We start from the raw sequence: 24,953 nt of genomic DNA, 5'->3' as shown, positions 1-24,953 counted from the left end.
GATGAGACCGAAACACACGAGGAGAACAGAGCCATGACTGTAGAAGCCGAGCAGATGTCAGATATCGACGCCCTGCGCCAGGAGATCGACCGCCTCGACGCGGAGATCTTGGCGGCGGTCAAACGCCGCACCGAGGTCTCGCAGGAGATCGGCCGGGCCAGGATGGCTTCCGGCGGAACCCGCCTGGTGCACAGCCGTGAGATGAAGGTCATCGAGCGCTACCGCGAGTTGGGTCAGGACGGCAAAGATCTGGCGATGCTGCTGCTGCGCATGGGCAGGGGCCGGCTCGGGCACTGAGGCCGGCCATCAGACAGCGCCGGCTCGGGACTGAGGCGCGCCGGCTCGGACGCTAGCTGACGGCGTCCACCAGCCAAGGCGTCATCCACGTCACCGCGTTGGCGGTGGGATGCACGCCGTCGCCGCGCACGAGCACCCCGTTGATCTTGGCGGTGTAGTTGCCGTTCGGCCCCAGCTTCTTGTTCAGATCGAGCACGTCGACGCCCTTCCGCCCGGCCACGACGTCGCGCAGCATCGAGTTCCAGCGCTTGACGCGACTCGGCTGGTCCTCGGGATAAAGGCTGCCGTCGGCGCGTTCGCCGTGCCGGTTGAACGGCTCGGTGGTGACCACGATGCGCGCACCGGTCGACTGCAGGATGTCCAGTGCCCGCTTCAGCTCGCCGACCAGGTACTGGTCGAAGTCGGGGTCGCCGATGTGTGTCCACTGCCCACGCCACATCCGGTCCACCGTCTCCCACCGCCCGACCGCGAGGAGCACGACGTCGGGGCGGTCGTGGGCGATGCGCTGGGCCCAGCGTTCGGGCCAGGTGTCGCACTCCAGTTTCTGGTCCAGTTGCTGGCCGGAATAGCGGTATGGACCGCCGCGGACCACACCGCAGCCGATGGTGGTGCGGTCCAGGAAACTGATGCCTGGCGTAGGGGGCAGATACCGCATGATCGTCCAGGCAACCGAGTCGCCGAACACCGACACCGTGTTCAGCCGAGCGCCGTGCGGTGGCGGGGCCGGCCGGACGATCTCGACGGGTGAGACCAGCGCTGCCGAGGACACATCCGGCCCCCGGTCGGCGCCCCGAAGCCCGACCGGCACGACGAGCATGGTCACGGTGACCGCGGTGACGACGGTCGCACCGGCGAAGCGCAGCATCGGGACATGCACCGGCCGCCAGCGGCGGATCGGCTGCTCGATCAGCCACCACGACACGGCCGCCGCCGCCAAGGTCGCAAGGCAGCGTGCGGCGAACAGCCCGTAACCGGACCAGCCCGTACGTTCTCCGTTGAGCGCCAAGAAGATCGGCCAGTGCCAGAGGTACACGCCGTAGGAGATGACGCCCAGCCAGACCAGCGGCGGCACCGACAGCACGCGCGCCACCGGGCCGCCCTGGTCGAGTGCCACCGGCACGATCACCGCGACCGCGGCCAATGCCACGACGGTCAGCAGACCGCGCCGGAACTCGCTGGCGCTTCCAGTCGCGGCGTGGACTGCAACGCCCAGGGCCACCAACCCGATGATCGGCACGATGCGGGCGGCCCACTTCACCCACCGCGAACGGATCAGCGACCATCCAGCCAGCACCGCCGACCAGTCGCGCACCAGGAGGGCTGCCGCGGCAGCGCCGACCAACAGCGCCTGGGCGCGGGTGTCGGTCGCGAAGTAGACGCGGTTGAGCGACGCATCGGAGGACAGCAGTACCGCCTCGATCGCCGAGGCCACCGCGACAAGTCCGGCCAGGACGAGCACCGCTGCGCGTACCGCGTCGAGTGTGGCGGTCGTGCTGCGGCGCCGCGCGATCGCGGCGAGCAGCAGCGCAGTGGCGACCAGAAGCAGGGGCCAGATCAGGTAGTACTGCTCCTCCACACCCAGGGACCAGGTGTGCTGCAGGGGTGACGGGGTAGCCCCCTGGCTGAAGTAGTCGGTCTTCTGCGCGACGAAAGCCCAGTTTGCTGCCCATAGGAAGGCCGCGACGGCGTCGGAGCGCAGTGTCTCGACGGCCTCGGGGGGGAACAGTGCGCGGACGAACACCACGGCCAGCACCATGGCGAGCAACGCGGGCAACAGGCGTCGGGCCCGGCGGATCCAGAAGCCGCGCAGATTGATTCGGCCGGTGCGCCCGAGCTCGTCGAGCAGCAGTGAGGTGATGAGGAACCCGCTGAGCACGAAGAAGATGTCGACCCCGATGAACCCACCGCCGACGCCCGGAATGCCGCCGTGCCCGATGAGGACGAGCGCGACCGCGATACCACGGAGGCCGTTGAGTGCGGGAACGCCGGAGCGCGGTGATGGCACCGGGTTGCGGCGGGCGCCGCGATCAGGGGTGGGGGCAACCCATCGACGGTGCGCAGTAGATCGCGCCGGCGCCGGCGTCACGGTGAGCCCTCCCTCGGTCCGGGATTGTGACTATAGGCGCCAGCGGCCGAGGATTGGTGGCGGCGCGCGGCGCCGGCCGGCACGAACACCGCTAGTGTCACTCTTCGATGAGAAGGCCAAGGTTCGCTACATCCTCTACCGGCGGCCCTATTTGGTCAGCGCGATGTACTTAGTCTCGAGGTATTCCTCGATGCCCTCGTAGCCACCCTCGCGCCCGAAGCCCGACTCCTTGACGCCCCCGAACGGGGCGGCCGGGTCGGAGATCACGCCGCGGTTCACACCGACCATGCCCGACTCGAGTGCCTCGGCCACCCGCAGGGCCCGATCCAGCGACTCGGTGTAGATGTAGGACGCCAGTCCGTACTCGGTGTCGTTGGCGGCGGCGATGCCGTCCTCCTCGGAGTCGAACCCGATGATCGGGGCCACCGGTCCAAACACCTCCTCCTTGAGGATGCGGGCGTCCGACGGGACGTCGGTGAGCACGGTCGCCGGGTAGAAGCAGCCCGGACCGCCGGGAGCCTGGCCGCCGAGCGCCACGGTGGCCCCCTTCTCCACCGCGTCGTCGACAAGTTCCTGGACCGAGGCCACCTGCTTGGCGTTGACCAGGGGCCCCAGCTTGGCACTCGGGTCCAGCCCGTTGCCGAGGTTGACCTCACCCATGCGCTTGACGAACTTGTCGGTGAACTCGTCGATCACCGCATTGGAGACGTGGATGCGGTTGGCCGCGGTGCACGCCTCGCCGCCGTTGCGCATCTTGGCCAGCATCGCGCCGTCGACAGCCGCATCCACGTCGGCATCGTCGAACACCACGAAGGGCGCATTGCCACCGAGCTCCATGGACGTGCGCAGCAGCGCATCGGCCGACTGCTTCACCAGCGCCTTGCCCACACCGGTCGAGCCGGTGAACGTCAGCTTGCGCAGCCGGCCGTCCTCGATGAGCGCGGTGGTGACCTCACGCGGGTTGTTGGTTGGCAGCACCGACAACACGCCCTTGGGGAGACCGGCCTCGTCGATGAGCTTGGCCAGCAGGAGCATGCTCAGCGGTGTCTCCTGCGCCGGCTTGACGATCATCGTGCAGCCGGCCGCGAGTGCCGGGCCGATCTTGCGGGTGCCCATGGCCAGCGGGAAGTTCCACGGCGTGATCGCGTAGCACGGGCCGACCGGTGTCTTCGTCACGACGATGCGCCCGGTTCCGGCCGGGCTCTGGGTGTAGCGGCCCCCGATGCGGACGGCCTCCTCGGCGAACCAGCGGAAGAACTCCGCGCCGTAGCGGACCTCGCCCTGACTCTCGGCGAACACCTTGCCCATCTCCAGCGTCATCAGCGTGGCGATCTCGTCGGCGCGCTCGATGATCGTCTCGAACACCGAACGCAGGATCTCGCCCCGCTCGCGCGGCGGCGCGGCCGCCCACTCGGCCTGCACCGCGCACGCGGCGTCGAGCGCGGCGATGCCGTCCTCCGCCGTCGCGTTGGCCACCGTGGTCAGAACTTGGTCGTTCGAGGGGTCGAGCACGGCGTAGGTCGACGAACCGGGGCGCTCCTCGCCGCCGACCCACAAACCAGTTGGAACCGACGCCAACAACCGTTCAATGTCTGGGGTGCTCATACATCAATGATCTACACCTCCGTTAACCACATCGCACTAGGGTTCTTGGCATGACCGCCGACATTTCCGCCACCACCGAATGGAACGCACTGCGTCGCCACCACGACGAGATCGCCGGCAAACATCTTCGCGAGTTCTTCGCCGAAGACCCCACCCGCGGACGTGAGCTCACCATGACCGTCGGTGACCTCTACATCGACTACAGCAAGCACCGGGTGACCCGTGAAACGCTGTCGCTGCTCGTCGACCTGGCCCGGGCCGCCAAACTCGAGGAACGGCGCGACGCGATGCTCTCCGGCGAGCACATCAACACCTCGGAGAACCGCGCGGTGCTGCACACCGCGCTGCGGCTGCCGCGGGACGCCCAGCTTGTGGTCGACGGCCAGGACGTGGTCGCCGACGTGCATGGGGTGCTCGACGCGATGGGGGCCTTCACCGACCGGCTGCGCAGCGGCGAGTGGACCGGGGCCACCGGCGAGCGCATCAAAACGGTGGTCAACATCGGCATCGGCGGATCGGATCTGGGGCCGGTGATGGTCTACCAGGCGTTGCGCCACTACGCCGACGCCGGCATCTCGGCGCGCTTCGTCTCCAACGTCGACCCCGCCGACCTGGTGGCCAAACTCAACGGATTGGACCCTGCCTCAACGCTTTTCATCGTCGCGTCCAAGACATTCTCGACGCTGGAGACGCTGACCAACGCCACTGCGGCGCGACGTTGGCTCACCGACGCGCTCGGCGACGCCGCGGTGTCGAAGCACTTCGTCGCGGTATCGACCAACGAGAAGCTGGTCGACAGTTTCGGCGTCGACACCGCCAACATGTTCGGCTTCTGGGACTGGGTGGGCGGCCGCTACTCGGTGGACTCGGCGATCGGCTTGTCGTTGATGGCCGTCATCGGCAAGGGAGCGTTCGCCGACTTCCTGTCCGGATTCCACATCGTGGACCGGCACTTCGCGACCGCTCCGCTGGACCGGAACGCGCCAGCACTGCTCGGGCTGATCGGCTTGTGGTACTCCGATTTCTTCGGCGCCGAGACGCGGGCGGTGCTGCCCTACTCCAACGACCTGTCACGCTTCGCGGCGTATCTGCAGCAGCTGACGATGGAGTCCAACGGCAAGTCGGTGCGCGCCGACGGCACCCCGGTGACCACTGCTACCGGAGAGATCTTCTGGGGCGAGCCGGGGACCAACGGCCAACATGCGTTCTATCAGCTGCTGCACCAGGGCACTCGGCTGGTGCCCGCCGACTTCATCGGTTTCAGCGAGCCGACCGACGACCTGCCGACCGCCGACGGCGGCGGCAGTATGCACGACCTGCTGATGAGCAACTTCTTCGCCCAGACCCAGGTGCTGGCCTTCGGCAAGACTGCAGCCGAGATCGCCTCGGAAGGCACACCGGCGGACGTGGTGCCGCACAAGGTGATGCCGGGCAACCGGCCGAGCACGTCGATCCTGGCCAATCGCCTCACACCGTCGGTGGTCGGCCAGCTGATCGCGCTCTACGAGCACCAGGTCTTCACCGAGGGTGTGATCTGGGGTATCGACTCGTTCGACCAGTGGGGCGTCGAGCTGGGCAAGACGCAGGCCAAGGCGTTGCTCGGGGTGATCACCAGTGATGGTTCACCGGCCGAGCAGACCGACAGCTCGACCGACGAGTTGGCGCGCCGCTACCGCGAGGAGCGTGGCCGAGTTCGCTGAGCGGGACGCGCAGCGAAACTCAGGCGACGTCTCGCCAACAACTCGACGCTCGCCACTGCCCTATTTCAGCAGCCGCGACAGCCGGCGGTCGGCCAGCACCTTGCCGCCGGTCTGGCAGGTCGGGCAGTACTGAAACGACTTGTCGGCGAACGACACTTCCCGCACGGTGTCGCCGCACACCGGGCACGGCAAGCCGGTCCGGGCGTGCACCCGCAGGCCGGAGCGCTTCTCACCCTTGAGCGTCGCGGCCTGCTGGCCCACCGACCGCTGGACCGCATCGGTGAGGACCGACGCCATCGCGTCGTGTAGGGCCGAAACCTGCTGGGCGGTGAGCTTTCCCGCGGTCGCGAACGGCGACAGTTCGGCGACGTGGAGAATCTCGTCGCTGTAGGCGTTGCCGATCCCGGCGATGACCTTCTGGTCGGTGATCACCGTCTTGATGCGTCCCGACTGCGGTTTCAGAACCTCCGCCAGCTGCTCTCCGGTGAGTTCGAGGGCGTCGGGACCCAATGTCGCGATCCCGGGCACCTGCGCCGGGTCGCGCACGATCCACACCGCCAGGCGCTTCTGAGTGCCTGCCTCGGTGAGGTCGAAACCTGGTGATTCGCCCGGGGTTCCGAGATGGACCCGCAGCGCGATCGGACCCTTGCCGGGTTTGAGCGGGGGCGCGGCGAGCTTGTCCGACCACCGCAACCAACCTGCCCGGGACAGGTGAGTGATCAGGTGGAGATCGCCGGCCTGCAGACCGAGGTACTTGCCCCAGCGGTGCGCGCCGGCAACCGGCTGGCCGTGCAGCGCGGTGGGCGGTGGGTCGAAGGTTTTGAGCGCCGAGAGCGCACCGACGTCGATGCGTCCGATTGTCGTGCCGACCGCGTGCCGGCGCAGGTGGTCGGCCAGCGCCTCGACTTCGGGGAGTTCGGGCATGTCTCCAGTGTGCCGCTAGCCGCCGACGGCCCGTTCGGCGCTGCGCATCGGCAGCGAGAACAGCCAGCCCACGATCGACAGCACGATCGCCGCCCAGATCGCAGTCCACCAGAAGTGGTTGATCTGCAGTCCCCAGTGCGTGGTGTGCTCGGTGATCCACGCGGTGATCCAGAGCATCAGCGCATTGATGACGACGTGGAACAGCCCCAGAGTCAGGATGTACAGCGGGATCGACAGCAGTTGCACGACGGGCTTGATGAACCCGTTCACCAGGCCGAAGATCACCGCGACCACCAGCACGATGCCGACGCGCTGCAGTGCGGTGTCACCACCGACGAAGGAGATGCCCGGCACGACGAGCGTGACGACCCACAGCGCCAGCCCGGTCACCGCGGCGCGCAGCAGAAATGGACCCATACGCTCATCCTCCCCCAGACACGCCCTAGGCGCGCAGCAGATAGATGTCCATGATCCAGCCGTGCCGCTCGCGGGCCTCGGCACGCAGATCGGCAATCCGTCGACCGACGTCGCCAACGGTGCCGGCGACCAGGATCTCGTCGGGCGTGCCCAGATAGGCACCCCACCAGATCCGGGTCTGCGGCGGGCAGCCGAGGAACGAACACTCGCCGTCGAGCATCACCACCGCCGAGCCGGCCAGCCCGCTGCTCCGCAGCTGACGCCCGGTGGTGATCAGCACTGGCTCGCCGACGTCGTTGAGCGTGATGCGATGCCGGGCCGTCAGTGCCTGCACGGCGGTGATTCCGGGGATGACGTCGAAGCTGAACTCGATGTGTTGGGCGACCTGCTCGAGGATCCGCAACGTGCTGTCGTACAGTGACGGGTCACCCCAGGCCAGGAACGCGCCCACGCCGTCGGGCCCGAGTTCGGTTTCGATGGCCTCGGCCCACAACCGTGCCCGGGCGGTGTGCCACTGCGAGACGGCCTGGTTGTAGTCGCCGTCGGCAGCGCGCTTGGGGTCGGGCAGCTCGACGAACCGGAACCCGGGCCGGGTGACGAAGCGGCTGCAGATCTCGCGGCGCAGCCCGACGAGGTCGCTCTTGGCCTCACCCTTGTCCATCGCGAAGAACACCTCGGTGTCGTTGAGCGCGCGGACCGCCTGCGCCGTCACGTAGTCCGGATCGCCGGCGCCGATGCCGATGACGTGGATGCGGCGCATACCGGGCAGCCTAACGAGCCCGCCGGAACAGCCACGGCAGCAGCAGCACCGCCGCGAAGCACCCGCCGACGACGCCGGACACCAGCAGTGGCAACCGGCCGTCGGCACCCCACAGCAGACCGGCCCACAGCCCGGCCACCAGTACCGCCAGGCCGCTGGCGCCCTGGAAGACGCCCTGGGCGCTGGCCTGCCGGTCCGAGCCGACCAGGGACGAGATCCACGCTTTACCCACGCCGTCGGTGCACGCCGTGAACAGCCCGTAGGCGCCGATAAGCATCCACGCCGCAACCGCATTGGTGGTCAGTCCCAGACCGATGTAGCCGATCGCGAAGAACAGCAGACCGAATCCGAACACCGCCGAGCGCGGCAGCCGGTCGGCCAGCACCCCGGCCGGGAAGCTTCCCAGCGCGTAGACCAGATTGTAGCCGACGTAGGCGAGGATGACCCCGACGACACCGAACCCGATCTCGTTGAGCCGCAACAACAACAGCGCATCCGGGAAGTTGACGACGCCGAAGCCGACCAGCAGGGCGGTCACCCGCCAGTAGCGGCGCGGCAGCTCCCGCAAACCGCGGAAGATGGGCTGTCGTGGGGGGCGTGGGCCGGGGCGTCGCTGTTCACGCACCAGAAAGACGAGCAGGACCGAGAGCACGGCGGGCACGATCGCGATGTACAGCAGCGGCGGGATGCGCTGACCCAGCAGTTCATAGCCGGCCAGGCCGAGCAGCGGACCGACCACCGCGCCCAGCGTGTCCATCGTGCGGTGGAACCCGAACACCCTGCCGCGCAACGACGAATCGATACCCTCGATCAGCAGGGCATCCCGAGGCGCACCGCGGATGCCCTTGCCCAGGCGGTCGACCACCCGGCCGGCCAGCACCCCTGGCCAGGCCGCAGCCACCGCGATGATCACCTTTCCCAGCGCCGCCATGCCGTATCCCGTTGCGATCAACGGACGTTTGGCGAACCGGTCGCCGAGCGGGCCGACCGCGAGCTTGGTCAAGGAAGCAGCGCCCTCCGCAGCGCCCTCGATGGCGCCCACCACCGACGGCGGGGCTCCGAGCACGGCGGTCAGGTAGATCGGTAGCAGCGGGTACAGCAGCTCGCTCGCGGCGTCCTGCAGAAAGGACACCGCCGAGAGGACGCGAACGTTGCGGGTGAGCCAACCACGATCGCTCACGACTTGTCGGCCAGGTTGAGGAAGGCGGGCGCCAACACGAAGAAGTTCTCCTCCTCCTGCACGAAGTGCAGACACAGCAGGGCGTACAGGCCGTAGAGGCACGCGAGCAGGTCGTCGGCCTGATCCGGGCGCACCGCCCCGGCCTCGTCGGCCAGTTCGGTGTGGCTGTGCAGACGCTGCGCCAGCCGGTGGATCTCGGCGTGCATGCGGCTCATCGTCGCGGTGGCTTCGGCGCTGCCCAGCGGTCGGGCCAACTCGGGGTACAACGCGCTGTCCTCGGCGTCCTCGTGCGGCAGCAGCGTGTCCTGCAGGAAGGAGTCAGCGACGCGTAGCGACGCCAGCGCGGCATCGCGGTCGCCCTCGGCCACCCGGTGGGCGGCGTCGCGCAGGATCGACAGATCGTCGCGCATCCGGTCGTGCTCGGCGGAGAACCGCCGCACCAATTTCTCGGCATCGGCGCTCAGCGGCGGCGGGCCGGTGTGGTCGCCGCGAAGCGCACGCAGGGCGTTGAGGATGACGGCGAGGTCGATGCCTTCCTGCAACAGCGCACCCACCGCGGGCGGCAGCCAACCGACGGCCGCAAAACCCATGGCGGCCAAGGACAATCCCATTCCGATCCCGGCGCTTTGCACCGCGATCCGGCGTGAGCGCCGGGCGATCAGCTTGGCGTCGGCCACCCGGTCCAGCCGGTCGGCGGTCAGCACGATGTCGGCGGCCTCCGAACTCGCCGTCGACCCTCGTGCGCCCATCGCGATCCCGACGTCGGCGGCGGCCAGCGCGGGTGCGTCATTGACGCCGTCACCGACCATGGCCGTCACCGCCTTGGCGCGTTCGGCACGAACCCGGGCAACCTTGTCAGCCGGGGTCTGCTGGGCGGCGACCTCGTCGAGCCCCAGCACGGTGCCGATCTGCCTAGCCGGCGCGGGACGATCACCGGTCAGCATCACCAACCGTGTCATCCCGGCCGCGCGCAGCCGTCGCAGGGTGCGAGGCGCGTCCGGACGCAGCGGGTCGGTCAGCAGGACGGCCCCGACGAGTTCGTCGTCCACCGCCACCCAAGCCACCACCGCGCCGTCGAACGACGCCCGGGACAGCACGGCCGTCGCCCAGTCGGGCAAGTCGCCGTCGAGCGCGAGATTGCCGACGGCGACGCGGCGTCCGTCGACCACCGCCGCCACCCCGGTGCCAGCCTCCTCGCTGACTGCGGTCGGTACGGTGAGCGGCACACCGCGCAGCCGGGCTTCGGCGACGATCGCGGCGGCCAGGATGTGCGGGGAGAGCTGGTCGGCGGACGCGGCGAGTCCCAGGACCCGGTCGACAGTCCAGCCCGGCGCGACCGCGACGTCGGTTCCGCGCGGCCGGCCCGACGTCAACGTGCCGGTCTTGTCCAGCACCAAAGTGGTCGCACGACCTAATGTTTCGAGCGCACCACCGCCGCGGACCAGGACGCCGATCCGCGAGGTGCGCGACAAGCCCGACACGATCGCGACCGGTGCGGCCAGCAGCAGCGGGCACGGGGTGGCCACCACCAGCACCGCGACGGCACGTTCAGCGGTCCCACTCAGCAGCCAGGCAAGACCCGCGACGGCCAGCGCGACGGGCACGAACCAGGCCGCGAAGCGGTCGGCGAGGCGGACCACCGGCGCGGTCTCGGCCGCAGCCTGGCGGGCCAGCGACACGATGCCCGCATAGGTGCTGTCGGCTGCGGTGGCCGAGGCCCGCATCTCCAGACCGCCGCCCGCATTCACCCCGCCGCTGCACAGTGATTCGCCGCGGTCCCGCTGCACGTGCGCCGACTCACCGGTCAGGGCGGACTCGTCGAGCACGGCGGTCTCCGACAGCACGAGACCGTCGACCGGCAGCACCTCTCCGGGCCCGACGATGACGACGTCGTCGACCTCGATCGCTTCGACCTCGACCACCTCGACCCCGTCGGCGGTGCGCCGGCGCGCCGTGCGCGGAACCCGGTCCAGCAGCGCACGGAGGTCCTTGGTCGCGCGTCGCTCGGCGGCGGCGTCGAGTGCTTGGCCGGTGGCCAGCATGACGCCGATCAGAGCCCCGGCCAGGTACTCCCCGACTGCCAGCGCGCCGCCGAGGGACAACACCGCCAGGACGTCCACGCCGAGCCGACCTGCACCGAGGCGGCGATAACCCACCACAGCGCTGGGATCAGCGCGGCGACGGTGCCCGCGATCCAGCAGCCGTCCGCGACCGCCCGGGCACCGAGCAGCCACGCGACTCCCCCGGCCAGCAGCGCAGTCAGTGTCACCGCGAGCAGCGCCCACCGAGTCGCGTCCTTCACAGATCTCATGATCCACCTACCGGCTGTAGTATCCGCCGGGTGTCGACTTTCAACGGACTCCCGGCGCACGTGCTGTTCGTCCACTTCATCGTGGTACTGGCACCGCTGACTGCCGTCCTGGCGATCGTGTGCGCGGTGTGGCCCGCCGCCCGGGAGCGGCTGGTCTGGCTGGTGCTGGCACTTTCGCTCGTGACGGCGGTTTTGACGCCGCTGACCACCGAGGCCGGGGAATGGCTGCAGCATCGGGTGGCGCGGTCGCCGCTGGTGGACACCCACGTCGAACTCGGTGACACGATGATCTTCTTCTCGGGCGCCCTGGTCATCGCCACGGCCCTGCTCACCTTGCAGCACGTTCGAGCCGGCCGCGGAAAGGCGCTGTCGACGATGCTGTCGGCGGCGATAGCGGTGTTCGTGGTCCTGGCGGGCGTCGGAACGTTCGTGCAGGTTTACCGCATCGGTGACTCCGGCGCGAAGGCCACCTGGAGCGAGAAGCCGCTGACGTCGGTGGCGAACGGCGAGTCAGACGCCGAGTAGGGCCGCCGCGGCAAGCACCAGCCATGCCAGCACCACGATCGACCACACAGCCATCCCGAGTTTCAGTCCCGGCCTGAGTGTGTGGGCGAACCTATCGGCGCACATGTCGGTACGCTCACCGACAAATGCGCCGCCGATGAGACCTGCGCCACGCTCGCGCGCTACCATTCAACGACCCAATGACGGGAAGGAGTCCGGTATGGGCGGATATCGCGAACTGTTCGACGCCAGTGTTGCGGACCCCACGGCCTTCTGGGCGCAAGCCGCCCGGGCGGTGACGTGGACGCGTGAACCCGAGCGGATCCTCGACGACGCCAATCCCCCGTTCTACCGCTGGTTCCCCGACGCAGAACTCAACACCTGCGCCAACGCCCTGGACCGCCACGTATCCGCCGGCCGCGGCGAGGAGGCCGCGCTGATCTACGACTCCCCGGTCACAGGCGTCAAGCGCACCCTCACCTACCGCGAATTACTCTCGGAGACGGCCCGTTTCGCCGGCGTACTGCACGATCTTGGCGTCGACAAGGGCGACCGGGTGGTGCTCTACATGCCGATGATCCCCGAAGCCGCCGTGGCGATGCTGGCCTGCGCGCGGATCGGGGCGGTGCACTCGGTGGTCTTCGGCGGGTTCGCCGCCCACGAGCTCGCCACTCGCATCGACGACGCGCAGCCGAAGGTGATCGTGTCGGCGTCCTGCGGCATCGAGCCCTCCCGGGTGGTCGAGTACAAGCCGATGCTCGATCATGCCCTGGAGCTGGCGTCGCATCAGCCGGGCGCGTGCGTGATCGTCCAGCGCGATCGGCTCACCTGCTCCCTGGTCGACGGCCGTGACCTCGACTGGACCGAGGTGATGGCATCCGCGTCGCCGGTCGACCCGGTTCCGGTGGCTGCGACCGACCCGCTGTATGTCCTCTACACCTCCGGCACCACCGGCAAGCCCAAGGGCATCGTGCGCGACAACGGTGGCCACGCGGTGGCGCTGCTGTGGAGCATGCGCCACATCTACGACATCGACCCGGGCGACGTGTTCTGGGCGGCCTCCGACGTCGGCTGGGTGGTCGGTCATTCCTACATCGTCTACGGACCGCTGCTGGCCGGGGCGACGACTGTGCTCTACGAGGGAAAGCCCGTAGGCACACCGGATCCCGGGGCGTTCTGGCGGGTGGTCTCCGAGTACGGGGTCAAGGCGTTGTTCACCGCGCCGACGGCGATCCGCGCGATCCGCAAGGAGGATCCCGACGGCTCGCACATCTCGCGCTATGACCTGTCGTCGCTGAAGTACCTGTTCCAGGCCGGTGAGCGGCTCGATCCCGACACCTACGCTTGGGCTTCGGAGAAGCTCGGCATCCCTGTCGTGGACCACTGGTGGCAGACCGAGACCGGGTGGCCGATCGCGGCCAATCCCATGGGCGTGGAACATCTTCCGCTCAAGGCCGGCTCGCCTACGGTACCGATGCCCGGATACGACGTGCAGATCCTGCGGGTCGACGGCTCGCCATGCGATCCGGGTGAGGAGGGTGTGATCTGCATCAGCCTACCGCTGCCGCCCGGGACACTGCCGACGCTGTGGGGTGACGATGCGCGCTTCGAGGCGTCCTACCTGTGCGAGCATCCCGGCTACTACCTCACCGGCGACGGCGGGTACATCGACGAAGACGGGTACTTGTTCGTGATGGGGCGCATCGACGATGTGATCAACGTTGCGGGACACCGGTTGTCGACGGGGGCGATCGAAGCGGTGCTGGCATCGCATCCGGCGGTGGCCGAGTGCGCGGTGATCGGGGTGGCCGACGAGATCAAGGGTCAGGTGCCGCGCGGATTCGTGGTGCTGAAGGCAGGAGCGTCGGCCGACGGCCTGGCAGCGGGCTTGGTGGCGGCGGTGCGCGACGAGATCGGCGCGGTCGCCTGCTTCCGGTTGGTCGACGTGGTGCCGGCGCTCCCGAAGACCCGGTCGGGCAAGATCCTGCGCAAGACGATGCGCGGCATCGCCCACGGCAAGGACGAGCCGATACCGTCGACCATCGAGGATCCCAATGTTTTGGAGACACTGAAGCCGATCCTGCAGGGGTAGGTGGGTTTCCGTCATACCCTGGTCGGCGATGACCGACATCGACACCGCGAAGACCGGGCTGGTTGTTGGGGCCGTGGTTCTCGCATCGGTCGGCCGGGGTCGCCTGGCGATGATCAAGCTTGCCGCCGCGCTGTTCACCGTCCTGGCGGTTCTGGCGCTGGAGATCAATACCGCGTGGATGGCCTCACTCGACGCCTCGGTCTGGAACTGGTTCTATCGGCACCGATTCCACCAATTGCGAATCGACGCCCACGGTGTTTTCGCCAACATCGGTCAGCCGGTTCCCTTCGCGGTGGCCGGCGTGGTCAGCGGCTCTCTGCTGGCCCTGCGGGCGCGGTCGGCCCGGCCGGCTCTCGTCGTCCTCGGAGGGGTCGGGGTGGGCGTGGCCATCGAGGAGACACTCAAGGCCGTCGTCACTCGAACGCCAACGAGCCTCACGAAGCTGCAAGACGGCTCACTGCTGACCTACGCCCATTCGTTCCCGTCCGGCCACGTCACGGCTGTCGCCACGCTGCTCGGCATGATTGCGATATGCCTCGGCATCGGTCACAGCCCGATTGCGAAAGCAGCACTGGCGGTGCCCGTGGCGGCAGGTGTCCTGTTCGTCGCCTTCCTGGCCTTGTACACCCGCGCACACATTTTCACCGACGTCATCGGAGGCATGGTTCTGGGTGGCGCCATTGTGGCCGCAGGCGCCGCCGCCCTGGGACCGCCCAAGCCACGTCGGGCGCAGGCCAGTTCCGGGAGACCCAAGCATGCGCGCAGTCGACGCTGGTGAGTGAGCATTGACGATCTGCGTCCACGAACTTCACGTCGCCGACCCTGCGGAGGTTTGGCCGTCGGTCCGGACAGCGGTGATCTCAATGCCTATCCTCGGCAAATGACCGACGAGACCGTTGTCATCCACACCGACGGCGGATGCCGACCGAACCCCGGCCCCGGCGGCTGGGGAGCGGTGCTGCGCCTACGCGAACATGTTCGTGAAATGTGCGGCGGAGAGGCCGGCCGGACTAGCAACAACCGCATGGAGTTGACCGCTCCCATCATGGCGTTGGAGGCGCTCACGCGGCCAGCGATGGTGCACCTCTATACCGACAGCACCTACGTCCGCAACGGCATCACGAAGTGGGTGCACGGCTGGGAACGCAACGGGTGGCTGACGGCGGCGAAGGAGCCGGTGAAGAACGTCGACCTATGGCAGCGCCTCCAGATCGCCTGTGCACAAAACCATGTCGAGTGGTTCTGGGTGAAGGGCCACTCGGGCGTTGCCGACAACGAGCTGGCCGACCGGCTGGCCACCCGAGGCTTGCAGGCGGCGATCGCGGCCTCCATTGTTCGACTGTGACGGCGCCAGAATTTGTCGGACGGCCGGCGTAATCTTTCGAACATGAGTTCGATTGACGACGTGCTGGAGGCACTCGACACCGCCGTCGAGTCGCTGGCCGCGGTCGATCTCGATGTGCTGGCTCCCCCGCAAAGGTTCGCAGTGTTGGACCGCCTGGAGAACGCGCGCCGTCGCCAGGTCGCGGTGTCCCATGCGGTGGTCGCCCGGCTGGAGCAGTTCGAGGGTTGCCCGCCGGTCCCCGTCACCTTGGCCGATGTCCTGCGGATCAGCCCGCGCGAGGCGCGTCGCCGCATTCGGGACGCAGAGCAACTGGCACCTCGCACCACCCTGACCGGTGAGCCCGTGCCGCCGATCCTGCCGGCGACCGCCACCGCATGGCGCGACGGGTTGCTGGACGGCGAGCACCTACAGGTCATCCAGCGGTTCTTCCGCGACCTCCCCGACCATGTACCACCCGCCGAGGTGGAGAAGGCCGAGAAATCACTGGCGGAGCATGCGGCGAATCTGCGCCCCGATCAACTGGAACGGGTCGCCGCACGGTTGGCCCTGCATCTAAATCCCGACGGCAAGTTCTCCGATGACGATCGGGCCCGCAAGCGCGGATTCGTCTGGTGCGGCGGACAACGCGTCGACGGCATGAGCGTGGGCAAGCTGGTGGCCGATCCGGAGTTGCGGTCCATGCTGGACGCATGGATGGCCAAGTTCGCCGCGCCGGGAATGTGCAATCCGGCGGACGAAAGCCCCACGGTCACGCCGTCCGAGGAGGTGGCCGGGCGGGACCTACGTGGTCACGGCCAGCGCCAACACGACGCGCTCAAGGCGTTGGTGCGCGGACAACTCGGCGACCCGAAACTCGGTCAGCACAACGGATTACCGGTGACGGTGATCGTGTCGGCCAAGCTGCAGGATATCCAGGCCAAGTCCGGGCACGCCGTGACGGCCGGAGGTACGCTGCTGCCGATTCCCGACCTGATCCGGATGTCCTGCCATGCCTACCACTACCTCGCGTTGTTCGACGGGGTCGACGGGCGGGCGTTGTGGCTGGGCCGGACCAAGCGTCTGGCGTCGGCTGATCAGCGAATCATGTTGCATTCCAAGCAACGTGGCTGCACGCGGCCGGGCTGTGATGCACCCGGCTACCACAGCGCAGTCCACCACGCCGCCAAGGATTGGTCCGACGGTGGGGCCACCAACATCGACCACCTCGCCCTGGCCTGCGATCCCGACAACCAACTGGTCGAAACCGGTGGATGGGCCACCCGAATACTGCCCAGCGGCGACACCGAATGGATCCCGCCGCCGCAGCTACCGATGCTTCGCGGCGGGACCAACGACTTTCATCATCCCGAACGACTCCTCAAAGACGGCGGCGATCCACAGGAGCCCGTGGCCGGGTAGGGCTCATCCGTTCGGCGGTGCCTCGATCACAACCTCGGCGGGGTCCTTGTCAGGCCGCAGTCCGCGCCAACTCGGGTGGCGCAGCCGGCCGTCCGACGTCCACTCGCCGTAGCGCACCTCGCCCACCAACTCGGGCCGGACGTAGGTGACGCCCCTGGTCTCCGGACGGGGCAGCGGCGGGTCGAACGGTGAGTCGTCGGTGTGCAGCGGGGCCAGGATCGCCTTGAGGCGGCTCAGCTCCTTGTCGGAGAAGCCGGTGCCGACCCGGCCGACGAATTCGAGCCCGTCGTCGCCGGGTATTCCCATCAGCAGCGCGCCGATCCCGCTGGAGCGCCCACCATTTCCCTCGCGCCAGCCGCCGATCACTATTTCCTGGGTGTTCCAGTTCTTGTCCTTGATCCACGCCGACGAGCGTCGCCCCGGTTGATAGGTGGAGTCCCACTTCTTGGCGACCACACCCTCCCACTTCTTGGCGCGGGAGTGCGCCAACGCCTCGGGTCCGTCGCCCTCGATCAGCGGCGGAACGATCAAATTCGTTCCTGCTGCGAAGGCTTCCAGGACCTTTCGGCGATCCCGGTACTTCGCGCGCATCAGCGAGCGCCCGTCCAGACGCAGGATGTCGAATGCCCAGAACTCGATCCTGGTGGCGCGTACCCGGTTCTGCATCTCGCCGAAGCTGGGCACCCCGTCGGCGTCCAGCGCCACCACCTCACCGTCGAGGATGACCTCGTGGTCGGCGAGATCGGCTGCCAGTGACCGGAGTTGCGGGTATTCGGCGGTGACGTCACGCCCGCTGCGCGATTGCAGCCGAAGCCGGCCGTGGTCGACCTCGACCAGAAGCCGGTAGCCGTCGAACTTCCCCTCGAAGGCGTACTGCGCAGCGGTCAGCTTGTCGACCGAGCCCAATGTGGCAAGCATCGGCGAGTAATCCTGCAAACGCGGTTGAGGCTGCTCCTTCATCCGGTGCGCCAGCCATTGGTCGGCATTGGTCTGGATCAGCGCGTAGCGCCCTGAGATTCGCTGCCCGTAGAGGTCGACGATCACCTCGTGGTCGTTGAACTTCTCGGCCGAATAAGTTCCGGAGTCCCAGATGATCACCTTGCCGCCGCCGTACTCCCCCTTCGGAATCTCACCCTCGAAGGTCGCGTACTCCAGCGGATGGTCCTCGGTGTGCACGGCCAGGTGGTTGACGGCCGGGGTGTCGGGCAGGTTCTTGGGGATGGCCCATGACACCAGCACGCCGTCGCGCTCGAGCCGGAAGTCGTAGTGCAGCCTGCGCGCGTGGTGTTCCTGGATGACGAACCGGTCGTTGTTTCCCACCGCGGGAGAGGCTTTCGGCACCGGCTCGGGTGTCTTGGCCGCATCACGCATGCTGCGGTAGGTCGTCAGCCGGTCTTCACCCGGGACATCGGCATCGAGGTCGGCCAGCAGGTCGCCGTGCTGGGCCACCCGCGCCAGCACCTCGGAGTAATCCAGCTGCCGCAGCGCGGGATCATCGATCTCGTCCCACGTCCGCGGGGCGGCCACCGTCGGGTGCTCACGCCCGCGCAACGAATACGGCGCGATCGTGGTCTTGGCCGCGTTGTTCTGGCTCCAGTCCAGGAACACCTTTCCGGCCCGCAGACTCTTGGTCATCGTGGCGGTGACGAGCTTGGGCATGCTCTGCTCGAGCTGCTGAGCCACCCGCCGCGCCACCACCACCGCGCCGTTGCTGCTCACCGGCTCGGCCAGCCGCGCATACAGATGCAGTCCCTTACTCCCGCTGGTGACTGGGTACACCGTCAGCCCGACGTCGTCCACCAGTTCGCGCACCGCGTTGGCGACCTCACACAGCTGCGGCATGGTCACGCCCTCACCGGGATCCAGGTCGAACACTAAGCGCGTCGCCGGCCCCGGGTTTCCAGCAGCGGTGAAGCACCATTGCGGCACGTGCACCTCCAGCGAGGCCTGCTGGGCGATCCACGCCAGACCGGTCGTGCTGTCGATGATCGGGTAGGTGGTGCTGCCCGAGCGGTGCACCACCGTTGCTCGAGCCAGCCAGTCGGGAGCCGAACTGGCAAGCTGCTTTTCGAAGAACGCCGGCTCCTCGACGCCGTTGGGCCAGCGCTTCCGGGTGACCGGCCGGCCCGCGATATGCGGCAGCATGACCTCGGCGATGGTGGTGTAGTAGGTGAAGACGTCGGCCTTGGTGGTTCCGGTGGCGGGGTAGAGCACCTTGTCGGCGTTGGTCAGCACGACCCGTGGACCCTTCGTCGCTCCGGGCGGCCACACATCATTCACCATCCCAACGTATTACCCACTGCTACCGTGGACCAGTGACCAGGATGCTGGCGGCGGCCATGTTGGCGGCTGCAGCACTGATCGGCGCACCCCACGCGAGCGCCGATCCGGAGATTCACGTACCGTACTGCTCCGGCGACCAGACGCCGGTGAACAACAACTGCCAGTACGCCCCCGGTGGCCGGGGATACACGGACAGCGCACCCGGCGCCAGCCCCGACGTCCCTCTGGGCCTGACGCCCGGAGTCGAGCCGGCCGTCTGACCCCGAGGCGACCCGTCAGGCCTGCATACTGGACATATGCGTTCCATCTGGAAAGGCTCGATCGCCTTCGGGTTGGTGAACGTCCCGGTCAAGGTGTACAGCGCCACTGAGGACCACGACCTGAAGTTCCACCAGGTGCACGCCAAGGACAACGGGCGGATTCGGTACAAGCGGGTCTGCGAGGTGTGCGGCGAGGTGGTCGAGTACCGCGACATCGCCAAGGCCTACGAATCCGACAACGGCCAGACGGTGATCATCACCGACGAGGACATCGCCACTCTCCCAGAAGAACGTAGCCACGAGATCGAGGTCGTCGAGTTCGTGCCGGCCAGCGAGATCGACCCGCTGATGTACGACCGCTGCTACTTCCTGGAGCCCGACGGTAAATCGTCGAAATCCTATGTGTTGTTGGCCAAGACGCTCGCCGACACCGAGCGGGTGGCCATCGTGCACTTCGCCCTGCGCAACAAGACGCGGCTGGCCGCCCTGCGCGTTAAGGACTTCTCCAAGCGCGGCGTGATGGTGGTCCACACGCTGCTGTGGCCCGACGAGATTCGCGACCCCGACTTCCCCGTCCTCGACCAGGAGGTGGAGATCAAGCCGGCCGAGCTGAAGATGGCCGGGCAGGTCGTGGATTCGATGGCCGACGACTTCCACCCCGAGCGCTACCACGACACCTACCAGGAGCAGCTCAAGGACCTCGTCGAGGCCAAACTCGATGGTGGCGAAGCGTTCACCACCGAGGAGCAGTCGGCTCAACTCGACGAGACCGACGACGTCTCCGACCTGCTGGCCAAGCTCGAGGCCAGCGTGCGCCGCCGCCGCGAACAGTCCGGCGGCACCGACGGTCAGGAGCCGGCGATGGAGGCACCGGCCAAGAAAGCTCCGGCGAAAAAGGCCGCCGCGAAGAAGGCGCCTGCCAAGAAGGCCGCGGCCAACAAGTAGCCGCCCGGGCTGCCCCAATCCCCTTTCCGACCAAACTAGAACGTGTTTCCATTGCCTTCGCAATTCGACGCCATCCGACGGCCCTTGTTGTTACGGTGTTCGCCGACAGGGGAAGAGAGTCACGTGATCCTCGACGAGTTCCGCCTTGACGGTCAAGTTGCAGTAGTCACCGGCGCCGGGCGCGGGCTGGGCGCCGTGACCGCGGTGGCCTTCGCCGAAGTCGGAGCCGACGTGGTCATCGGCTCGCGCACCCACTCCGAACTGGAGTCGGTCGCCGAGAAGATCGAAGCCGTCGGCCGGCGGCTGGGCGATCCGCTCGACATCGCCGCCGCTGCGGTCCATCTGGCCTCGCCCGCCGCGAGCTTCCTCACCGGCAAGATGCTCGAGGTCGACGGCGGTCTCATCGTTCCCAATCTCGACCTCCCGATCCCCGACCTGTAAGGAGACCCATGGCCATCCGCGTCGCACAGATCGGCACCGGCAACGTCGGCATCCACGCGTTGACCGCGCTGATCAACAATCCCGACTTCGAGCTCACCGGTGTCTGGGTATCGTCGGATTCGAAGGCTGGCAAAGACGCTGCCGAACTCGCCGGCCTCAGCGGGTCGACGGGGGTCAAGGCCACCACCGACCTGGACGAGGTGCTGGCCACCGAGCCGCAGTGCGTGGTCTACAACGCCATGGCCGACAACCGGCTCGTCGAGGCGCTCGACGACTACCGCCGCATCCTCGCCGCCGGGGTCAACATCGTCGGCAGCGGGCCGGTGTTCCTGCAGTGGCCGTGGGAGGTGATTCCCGAGGAGACGATCAAGCTGCTGGAAGATGCTGCCCGAGAAGGCAATTCGAGCCTCTTCGTCAACGGCATCGATCCCGGTTTCGCCAACGATCTGCTGCCCCTGGCGCTGGCAGGCACGTGTCAGAGCATCGAGCAGGTGCGCTGCATGCAGATCGTGAACTACGCGACCAACCACAACGCAACGGTGATGTTCGACGTGATGGGCTTCGGCAAGCCCATGGACGAGATCCCGATGCTGCTACAGCCCGGTGTGCTGAGCATCGGATGGGGTTCGGTGGTGCGCCAACTCGCCGCCGGCCTCGGCCTGGAACTCGACGGACTCGAGGAGCTGTACGTCCGCGAGCCCGCGCCGGAGGACTTCGACATCGCGAGCGGACACATCGCCAAGGGCACCGCTGCCGCCCTGCGATTCGAGGTGATCGGGCTCGTCGGCGGCGCACCGGTCGTGGTGCTCGAGCACGTGACCCGGTTGCGCGACGACCTGTGCCCCCAGTGGCCGCAGCCCGCGCAGGCGGGCGGCAACTACCGCATCGAGATCACCGGCGAACCGTCATACGCCCTGGATCTCTGCCTGTCCAGCCCCAACGGCGATCACAACCACGCCGGTCTGGTGGCGACGGCCATGCGCATCGTCAACGCCATCCCGGCGGTCGTCGCCGCCGCACCGGGCATCTGCACGACGATCGACCTGCCTCTGGTCACCGGCAAAGGGTTGTACGCTGCTGGATAGGGGAATTCGGGGAAGGACCTACCGATGCGGCTGCAGTTGCACCTCACGCTTCCGGTCGTTGTCGCGGCCGGGGCCGTGTCGGTTGTTCTCTCTGCCGTTGCCGGCGCCGATACGACGCTGATCGCCCCGACCGTTCCGAGTTGCGTCAACGCCGGCGGCAGTTCGGTCCTCGGTGGCCAGACCACCGAATGTGCCACTCCGGGCAACGTCGAATTGAATGCGACCCCGGAGGTCCCCGAGGATTTCGCCATTCCCTGGGGAGACGAGTTCTTCGGTCCCGCATTGATCTTCGGCGGCCCCGGCCCAGCCCCCGCGTCGCATGGCGGCAGGGGCGGCGGAGGCCGCTGAGCTCAGTTCCGTGGCCACGAAGGAGGCCAATCATGCGGACCACAAGGCGGCTCGCCGCCGCGCCGGTCGCGGTGGTCGCGGCGCTGCTCCTCGCCATCCCGGCGACCGCCGCACCGCAATGCACCGACACCGGGCCCTACACCACGATCTGCCAGACCCCCGGGCACGCCCAGATCACCACGTCGCCGAACCCGGCGCTGACCAACCCGTACCCCGGCTGGGGCTTCGGCGGAATCGGCATCGGCCTGGGCGGGATCTGGATTGGTTTCTGACGTCGCCGCCATCTAACGTCGCCGCCGGTGTCCGGGGTAACAGCACCGCAGCGAGGTCACTGCTACCTGGTCGCGCTCTGCGGTTTCGATGGGGCGGCGCGCTAGACGCACGCGTAGACTCGCACCGATACACAGGGAGGTATTCGATGCGCAGATTGTTGGCCGCAGCCGCGGCCGTCGCATCGCTGGCCACCGTGCCCGCTGCGATCGCCACCATCGCAACACCGGCAACCAGCAGCGCCGACGTGTGCGCCAGCGCCGGCCGACGGATCAGCGTGAGTGGCTGCGCCGACCTGGGCGAGGTGATGGCGCCGTACGTGCCGCCGCCCGCCTACTACGCGCCGCTGCCCGAGGACTATCCGCCGCCGCTGCCACCGGCGTACGTGCCGCCTCCCCCGCCACTGCCGAACGTCAATGTGTGCGCCAACGTCGGCCGGCGCATCAGCGTCAGCGGCTGCATCTGAGCGAGCGAGGGCGACCAGTCGCGACGCGGTAAGCTACCAGCCGGTCCGCCCTCGTAGCTCAGGGGATAGAGCACGGCTCTCCTAAAGCCGGTGTCGCAGGTTCGAATCCTGCCGGGGGCACTTCGTGCCGACGTGTGGCGAGACGACCTACAGCGCCGCCTCAGCTGGCGCGGGTGCGGCCGTCACCGCCAGAAGCGACGCGCCCGCGGCGACCGTGCCGTGGGCTGTCGGCTCGACCGAACCGAACTTCTTGCCGTTGAGCACCACAATCGGGGTGACCAGCGGATAGCCGGCGGCTTCGATGACCCTACGGTCAAACGTCACCAAAGCCGTTCCCGCGCTGACCTTTTGCCCCTTGGTGACCTTGACGTCGAATCCCTCGCCCTTGAGCGCCACGGTGTCGATCCCGATGTGAATGAGGACCTCGATCCCACCGTCAAGGACCAGACCGAAGGCGTGCCCCGACGGCGGGACGGCAACGACCACACCGGATCCGGGCGCGTAGGCCGTATCGCCGGACGGCAGCACCGCGACGCCCGGGCCCATGGTGCCTTTGCTGAACACCGGGTCGGGCACGTCGGCCAGTGGCACAACCGTGCCGGCCAGTGGGGAGAGGATCTCGGTAACCGCGCCGGCCCGGTCTGCGGCCTTGGTCTCGGCAGCGGCGACCAGCGTGTCGGTACTGGCCTCCGATATCGGGCCTTCCAGATCGGCGACCGAGACACCGGCGGCCACCCGCCGCGGCGGCCTGCTCCGGCGAGCGGTAGCCGGACAGGATCACCAGGACCATCGCGGTGAAGAAGGCCGCGAGCACCGCGGTCGCGTACAGTGCCATGCTGTTGAAGGCCGGGATGGTCAGCAGCGAGGTGAACACGAACGCGCTGGTCTTGACGCCGCCGCCGAGGCCGATGATGACACCGCCGACGAGGCATCCGACCAGCATTCGCGGGTAGATGCGTTTGAACCGCAGATGGATGCCGTACAGAGACGGTTCTGAGATTCCGCCGAGCAGGCCTGCTGCGAGGGCACCGATCGCGGTCTGACGCATCTGGGCGTCGCGCTCCCGCCAGGCCAGGAACAGCACCCCGGCGGTGGCGCCGAAGCAGGCGAAGTTCCAGGCACCCATCGGGCCCTGGATGTAGTCGTAGCCCAGCGTCTGGATGTTCAGCAGCATGATGGCGTTGATCGGCCAGTGCAGACCCAACGGCACCATGAACGGGTATGCCAACGGAATCAGGATGGCGAAGATGAACGGCGAGAAGTCGTTGATGGATTTGAGGACGTTGGCCAGGCCGGCACCGGCGTAGCCGCCGATCGGGCCGATCAGGAACGCCGTCAGCGGGATCATGATCAACATCGACACGAACGGCACGAAAATCAGCTGGACGTTCTCCGGGATGATCTTCTTCAAGAACTTGTAAAGCGGCCCCAGCACCGCGGCCATCAGCAGCGGCGGGAACACCTGCGAGCTGTAGTTGAAGATCGTCAGCGGCAACCCGAAGATGTGCACCACATCCACCGTCGAGCCGAAGACGTTCTTGGGCTCGGCGAAGTCCTTGAGCGCAGCGAAGCCCGGCAACATGACCACGGCCATGATCGCGAATCCGACCCACGGGTCGGCGTTGAGTTTCTTCGACGCGTTGTAGGCGACCATCAGCGGCAGGAAGACGAACACGCTCTGCCAGCACAGGTTGATGAACTGCCAGGACGGCGGCAGGTCGGTGCGGGGGTCGGCCCAGTTCGGGATCGCCTTGAGCGTGCTCATCAACGCCATGAAAGTGATGAACAACGACGCGCCCAGCAGAGCACCCAGGATCGGCGGAACGAGTCGGACAAGAACTCGAAGAACCAGTCCAGCCAGGTGAACTTGCCGCGCGGACCCTGGGCCCGGGCGGCGGCCTTGATCGCGTCGGCGTCCGGCGCGGCGGCCCCGCTCATGCCGGGCAACGCCAGGATGTCGTTGTAGACGCTCTGCACCGCACCGCCGATGACGACCTGGTAGCGGTCGCCGGCCTGTGGGACCGCCCCCAATACCCCCGGCACCGCCTCGATGTCGGACTGTGTGACGCCCGAGGCATCACGCAGCTGGAACCGCAGCCGGGTTGCGCAATGTGAGAGGCCCGCGATGTTCGCGGCACCACCGACGCTTCTGACGATCTCGGCAGCGGTCTGTGACGACATCAGATCCCATCCTTTCCCGGCCAGTTCCGTCCATGTCCGCGATCGAGTGATGGTA

General features: G+C 67.8%; 21 protein-coding genes, 1 tRNA gene and 2 pseudogenes. 15 read left to right on the top strand and 9 right to left on the bottom strand.

The features are described 5' to 3' along the window. Nucleotides 1-33: 33 nt before the first annotated feature. The gene (locus tag K9U37_RS20400) at nt 34-297 is read left to right on the top strand and encodes a chorismate mutase (protein WP_243071091.1); all 264 of its coding nucleotides are present in this window, start codon (nt 34-36) and stop codon (nt 295-297) included. 52 nt (nt 298-349) lie between these two features. Here K9U37_RS20400 and K9U37_RS07040 read toward each other — a convergent pair whose 3' ends face one another. Beyond that, nucleotides 350-2,383, bottom strand: coding sequence for an SGNH/GDSL hydrolase family protein (locus tag K9U37_RS07040; protein WP_372489412.1), 2,034 nt, complete (start codon nt 2,381-2,383; stop codon nt 350-352). A 147-nt stretch (nt 2,384-2,530) separates the two neighbouring features. Further along, complete coding sequence (locus K9U37_RS07035; protein WP_243071090.1) at nt 2,531-3,988, bottom strand: NAD-dependent succinate-semialdehyde dehydrogenase; 1,458 nt, start codon at nt 3,986-3,988, stop codon at nt 2,531-2,533. A gap of 50 nt (nt 3,989-4,038) precedes the next feature. Between K9U37_RS07035 and pgi the strand changes: the two genes are divergently transcribed. After that, nucleotides 4,039-5,688 (top strand): glucose-6-phosphate isomerase, encoded by a 1,650-nt coding sequence (gene pgi / locus K9U37_RS07030; protein WP_243071089.1) that lies wholly within the window; start codon nt 4,039-4,041, stop codon nt 5,686-5,688. 60 nt (nt 5,689-5,748) lie between these two features. Here the strand turns inward: pgi and K9U37_RS07025 are convergent, their stop codons facing one another. The 5 genes and pseudogenes from K9U37_RS07025 to K9U37_RS07005 all read right to left on the bottom strand — a co-directional run bounded on the left by K9U37_RS07025 (nt 5,749) and on the right by K9U37_RS07005 (nt 11,280). Then, nucleotides 5,749-6,612 (bottom strand): Fpg/Nei family DNA glycosylase, encoded by an 864-nt coding sequence (locus K9U37_RS07025; protein WP_243071088.1) that lies wholly within the window; start codon nt 6,610-6,612, stop codon nt 5,749-5,751. 15 nt (nt 6,613-6,627) lie between these two features. Then, nucleotides 6,628-7,029, bottom strand: coding sequence for a phage holin family protein (locus tag K9U37_RS07020; RefSeq protein WP_243071087.1), 402 nt, complete (start codon nt 7,027-7,029; stop codon nt 6,628-6,630). A gap of 25 nt (nt 7,030-7,054) precedes the next feature. Further along, nucleotides 7,055-7,789 carry a precorrin-6A synthase (deacetylating) gene (gene cobF / locus K9U37_RS07015; RefSeq protein WP_243071086.1) on the bottom strand — a complete coding sequence of 245 codons (735 nt, stop codon included), beginning with the start codon at nt 7,787-7,789 and terminating at the stop codon, nt 7,055-7,057. Nucleotides 7,790-7,799: 10 nt separating this feature from the next. Then, entirely contained in the window at nt 7,800-8,969 is a 1,170-nt protein-coding gene (locus tag K9U37_RS07010; RefSeq protein ID WP_243071085.1) for an MFS transporter, read from the bottom strand. Continuing rightward, nucleotides 8,966-11,280 (bottom strand): annotated as a pseudogene (locus K9U37_RS07005) (heavy metal translocating P-type ATPase). The gene K9U37_RS07010 and the pseudogene K9U37_RS07005 overlap by 4 nt, the downstream one beginning before the upstream one ends. A gap of 30 nt (nt 11,281-11,310) precedes the next feature. Here K9U37_RS07005 and K9U37_RS07000 point away from each other — a divergent pair. The 5 genes from K9U37_RS07000 to K9U37_RS06980 all read left to right on the top strand — a co-directional run bounded on the left by K9U37_RS07000 (nt 11,311) and on the right by K9U37_RS06980 (nt 16,619). Next, the gene (locus K9U37_RS07000) at nt 11,311-11,805 is read left to right on the top strand and encodes a DUF2231 domain-containing protein (protein WP_243071084.1); all 495 of its coding nucleotides are present in this window, start codon (nt 11,311-11,313) and stop codon (nt 11,803-11,805) included. 199 nt (nt 11,806-12,004) lie between these two features. Then, nucleotides 12,005-13,876 (top strand): propionyl-CoA synthetase, encoded by a 1,872-nt coding sequence (locus tag K9U37_RS06995; protein ID WP_243071083.1) that lies wholly within the window; start codon nt 12,005-12,007, stop codon nt 13,874-13,876. Between the two features lie 28 nt (nt 13,877-13,904). Then, entirely contained in the window at nt 13,905-14,654 is a 750-nt protein-coding gene (locus tag K9U37_RS06990) for a phosphatase PAP2 family protein (RefSeq protein WP_243071082.1), read from the top strand. 102 nt (nt 14,655-14,756) lie between these two features. Next, nucleotides 14,757-15,221: a ribonuclease HI gene (gene rnhA / locus K9U37_RS06985; RefSeq protein ID WP_243073261.1), complete on the top strand. Its 465-nt coding sequence runs from the start codon at nt 14,757-14,759 to the stop codon at nt 15,219-15,221. 42 nt (nt 15,222-15,263) lie between these two features. Further along, nucleotides 15,264-16,619, top strand: a complete 1,356-nt coding sequence (locus K9U37_RS06980) for an HNH endonuclease signature motif containing protein (protein ID WP_243071081.1) — start codon at nt 15,264-15,266, stop codon at nt 16,617-16,619. 3 nt (nt 16,620-16,622) lie between these two features. Here K9U37_RS06980 and K9U37_RS06975 read toward each other — a convergent pair whose 3' ends face one another. Continuing rightward, a complete protein-coding gene (locus K9U37_RS06975) occupies nt 16,623-18,902 on the bottom strand; it encodes an ATP-dependent DNA ligase (RefSeq protein ID WP_243071080.1) in 2,280 nt (759 codons plus the stop codon). A 41-nt stretch (nt 18,903-18,943) separates the two neighbouring features. Here K9U37_RS06975 and K9U37_RS06970 point away from each other — a divergent pair, with 41 nt between their 5' ends. From K9U37_RS06970 to K9U37_RS06935, 8 genes are all read left to right on the top strand, one after another. Beyond that, complete coding sequence (locus K9U37_RS06970; RefSeq protein WP_243073260.1) at nt 18,944-19,162, top strand: hypothetical protein; 219 nt, start codon at nt 18,944-18,946, stop codon at nt 19,160-19,162. A gap of 36 nt (nt 19,163-19,198) precedes the next feature. Continuing rightward, nucleotides 19,199-20,107 carry a non-homologous end joining protein Ku gene (ku, locus tag K9U37_RS06965; RefSeq protein WP_243071079.1) on the top strand — a complete coding sequence of 303 codons (909 nt, stop codon included), beginning with the start codon at nt 19,199-19,201 and terminating at the stop codon, nt 20,105-20,107. 123 nt (nt 20,108-20,230) lie between these two features. Beyond that, nucleotides 20,231-20,548, top strand: coding sequence for an SDR family oxidoreductase (locus K9U37_RS06960; RefSeq protein WP_243071078.1), 318 nt, complete (start codon nt 20,231-20,233; stop codon nt 20,546-20,548). Nucleotides 20,549-20,556: 8 nt separating this feature from the next. Further along, nucleotides 20,557-21,633: an NAD(P)H-dependent amine dehydrogenase family protein gene (locus K9U37_RS06955; protein ID WP_243071077.1), complete on the top strand. Its 1,077-nt coding sequence runs from the start codon at nt 20,557-20,559 to the stop codon at nt 21,631-21,633. 24 nt (nt 21,634-21,657) lie between these two features. Beyond that, the gene (locus K9U37_RS06950) at nt 21,658-21,981 is read left to right on the top strand and encodes a hypothetical protein (protein ID WP_243071076.1); all 324 of its coding nucleotides are present in this window, start codon (nt 21,658-21,660) and stop codon (nt 21,979-21,981) included. Between the two features lie 32 nt (nt 21,982-22,013). Then, the gene (locus K9U37_RS06945) at nt 22,014-22,253 is read left to right on the top strand and encodes a hypothetical protein (protein ID WP_243071075.1); all 240 of its coding nucleotides are present in this window, start codon (nt 22,014-22,016) and stop codon (nt 22,251-22,253) included. Between the two features lie 146 nt (nt 22,254-22,399). Beyond that, the gene (locus K9U37_RS06940) at nt 22,400-22,717 is read left to right on the top strand and encodes a hypothetical protein (protein WP_243071074.1); all 318 of its coding nucleotides are present in this window, start codon (nt 22,400-22,402) and stop codon (nt 22,715-22,717) included. A 47-nt stretch (nt 22,718-22,764) separates the two neighbouring features. Next, nucleotides 22,765-22,837 (top strand) — tRNA-Arg (locus K9U37_RS06935). Nucleotides 22,838-22,864: 27 nt separating this feature from the next. On the opposite strand, the pseudogene K9U37_RS20395 reads toward K9U37_RS06935, so the two are convergent. Continuing rightward, a pseudogene (locus K9U37_RS20395) lies at nt 22,865-24,898 on the bottom strand (glucose PTS transporter subunit IIA). Between the last annotated feature and the right edge of the window lie 55 nt (nt 24,899-24,953).

This window comes from Candidatus Mycolicibacterium alkanivorans, assembly GCF_022760805.1.
Lineage (GTDB): Bacteria > Actinomycetota > Actinomycetes > Mycobacteriales > Mycobacteriaceae > Mycobacterium > Mycobacterium alkanivorans.
This window is presented reverse-complemented; position numbering and strand designations above follow the sequence as displayed.

Excerpts from the sequence above, each read along its gene's own strand:
- cobF (WP_243071086.1), bottom strand. The coding sequence starts at position 7,789 with ATGCGCCGCATCCACGTCATCGGCATCGGCGCCGGCGATCCGGACTAC.
- rnhA (WP_243073261.1), top strand. The coding sequence starts at position 14,757 with ATGACCGACGAGACCGTTGTCATCCACACCGACGGCGGATGCCGACCG.
- K9U37_RS07035 (WP_243071090.1), bottom strand. The coding sequence starts at position 3,988 with ATGAGCACCCCAGACATTGAACGGTTGTTGGCGTCGGTTCCAACTGGT.
- K9U37_RS06995 (WP_243071083.1), top strand. The coding sequence starts at position 12,005 with ATGGGCGGATATCGCGAACTGTTCGACGCCAGTGTTGCGGACCCCACG.
- K9U37_RS06990 (WP_243071082.1), top strand. The coding sequence starts at position 13,905 with ATGACCGACATCGACACCGCGAAGACCGGGCTGGTTGTTGGGGCCGTG.
- K9U37_RS07020 (WP_243071087.1), bottom strand. The coding sequence starts at position 7,029 with ATGGGTCCATTTCTGCTGCGCGCCGCGGTGACCGGGCTGGCGCTGTGG.
- K9U37_RS06950 (WP_243071076.1), top strand. The coding sequence starts at position 21,658 with ATGCGGCTGCAGTTGCACCTCACGCTTCCGGTCGTTGTCGCGGCCGGG.
- K9U37_RS20400 (WP_243071091.1), top strand. The coding sequence starts at position 34 with ATGACTGTAGAAGCCGAGCAGATGTCAGATATCGACGCCCTGCGCCAG.
- K9U37_RS06975 (WP_243071080.1), bottom strand. The coding sequence starts at position 18,902 with ATGGTGAATGATGTGTGGCCGCCCGGAGCGACGAAGGGTCCACGGGTC.
- K9U37_RS06970 (WP_243073260.1), top strand. The coding sequence starts at position 18,944 with ATGCTGGCGGCGGCCATGTTGGCGGCTGCAGCACTGATCGGCGCACCC.
- K9U37_RS06940 (WP_243071074.1), top strand. The coding sequence starts at position 22,400 with ATGCGCAGATTGTTGGCCGCAGCCGCGGCCGTCGCATCGCTGGCCACC.
- pgi (WP_243071089.1), top strand. The coding sequence starts at position 4,039 with ATGACCGCCGACATTTCCGCCACCACCGAATGGAACGCACTGCGTCGC.
- K9U37_RS07025 (WP_243071088.1), bottom strand. The coding sequence starts at position 6,612 with ATGCCCGAACTCCCCGAAGTCGAGGCGCTGGCCGACCACCTGCGCCGG.
- K9U37_RS06980 (WP_243071081.1), top strand. The coding sequence starts at position 15,264 with ATGAGTTCGATTGACGACGTGCTGGAGGCACTCGACACCGCCGTCGAG.
- ku (WP_243071079.1), top strand. The coding sequence starts at position 19,199 with ATGCGTTCCATCTGGAAAGGCTCGATCGCCTTCGGGTTGGTGAACGTC.
- K9U37_RS06945 (WP_243071075.1), top strand. The coding sequence starts at position 22,014 with ATGCGGACCACAAGGCGGCTCGCCGCCGCGCCGGTCGCGGTGGTCGCG.
- K9U37_RS06955 (WP_243071077.1), top strand. The coding sequence starts at position 20,557 with ATGGCCATCCGCGTCGCACAGATCGGCACCGGCAACGTCGGCATCCAC.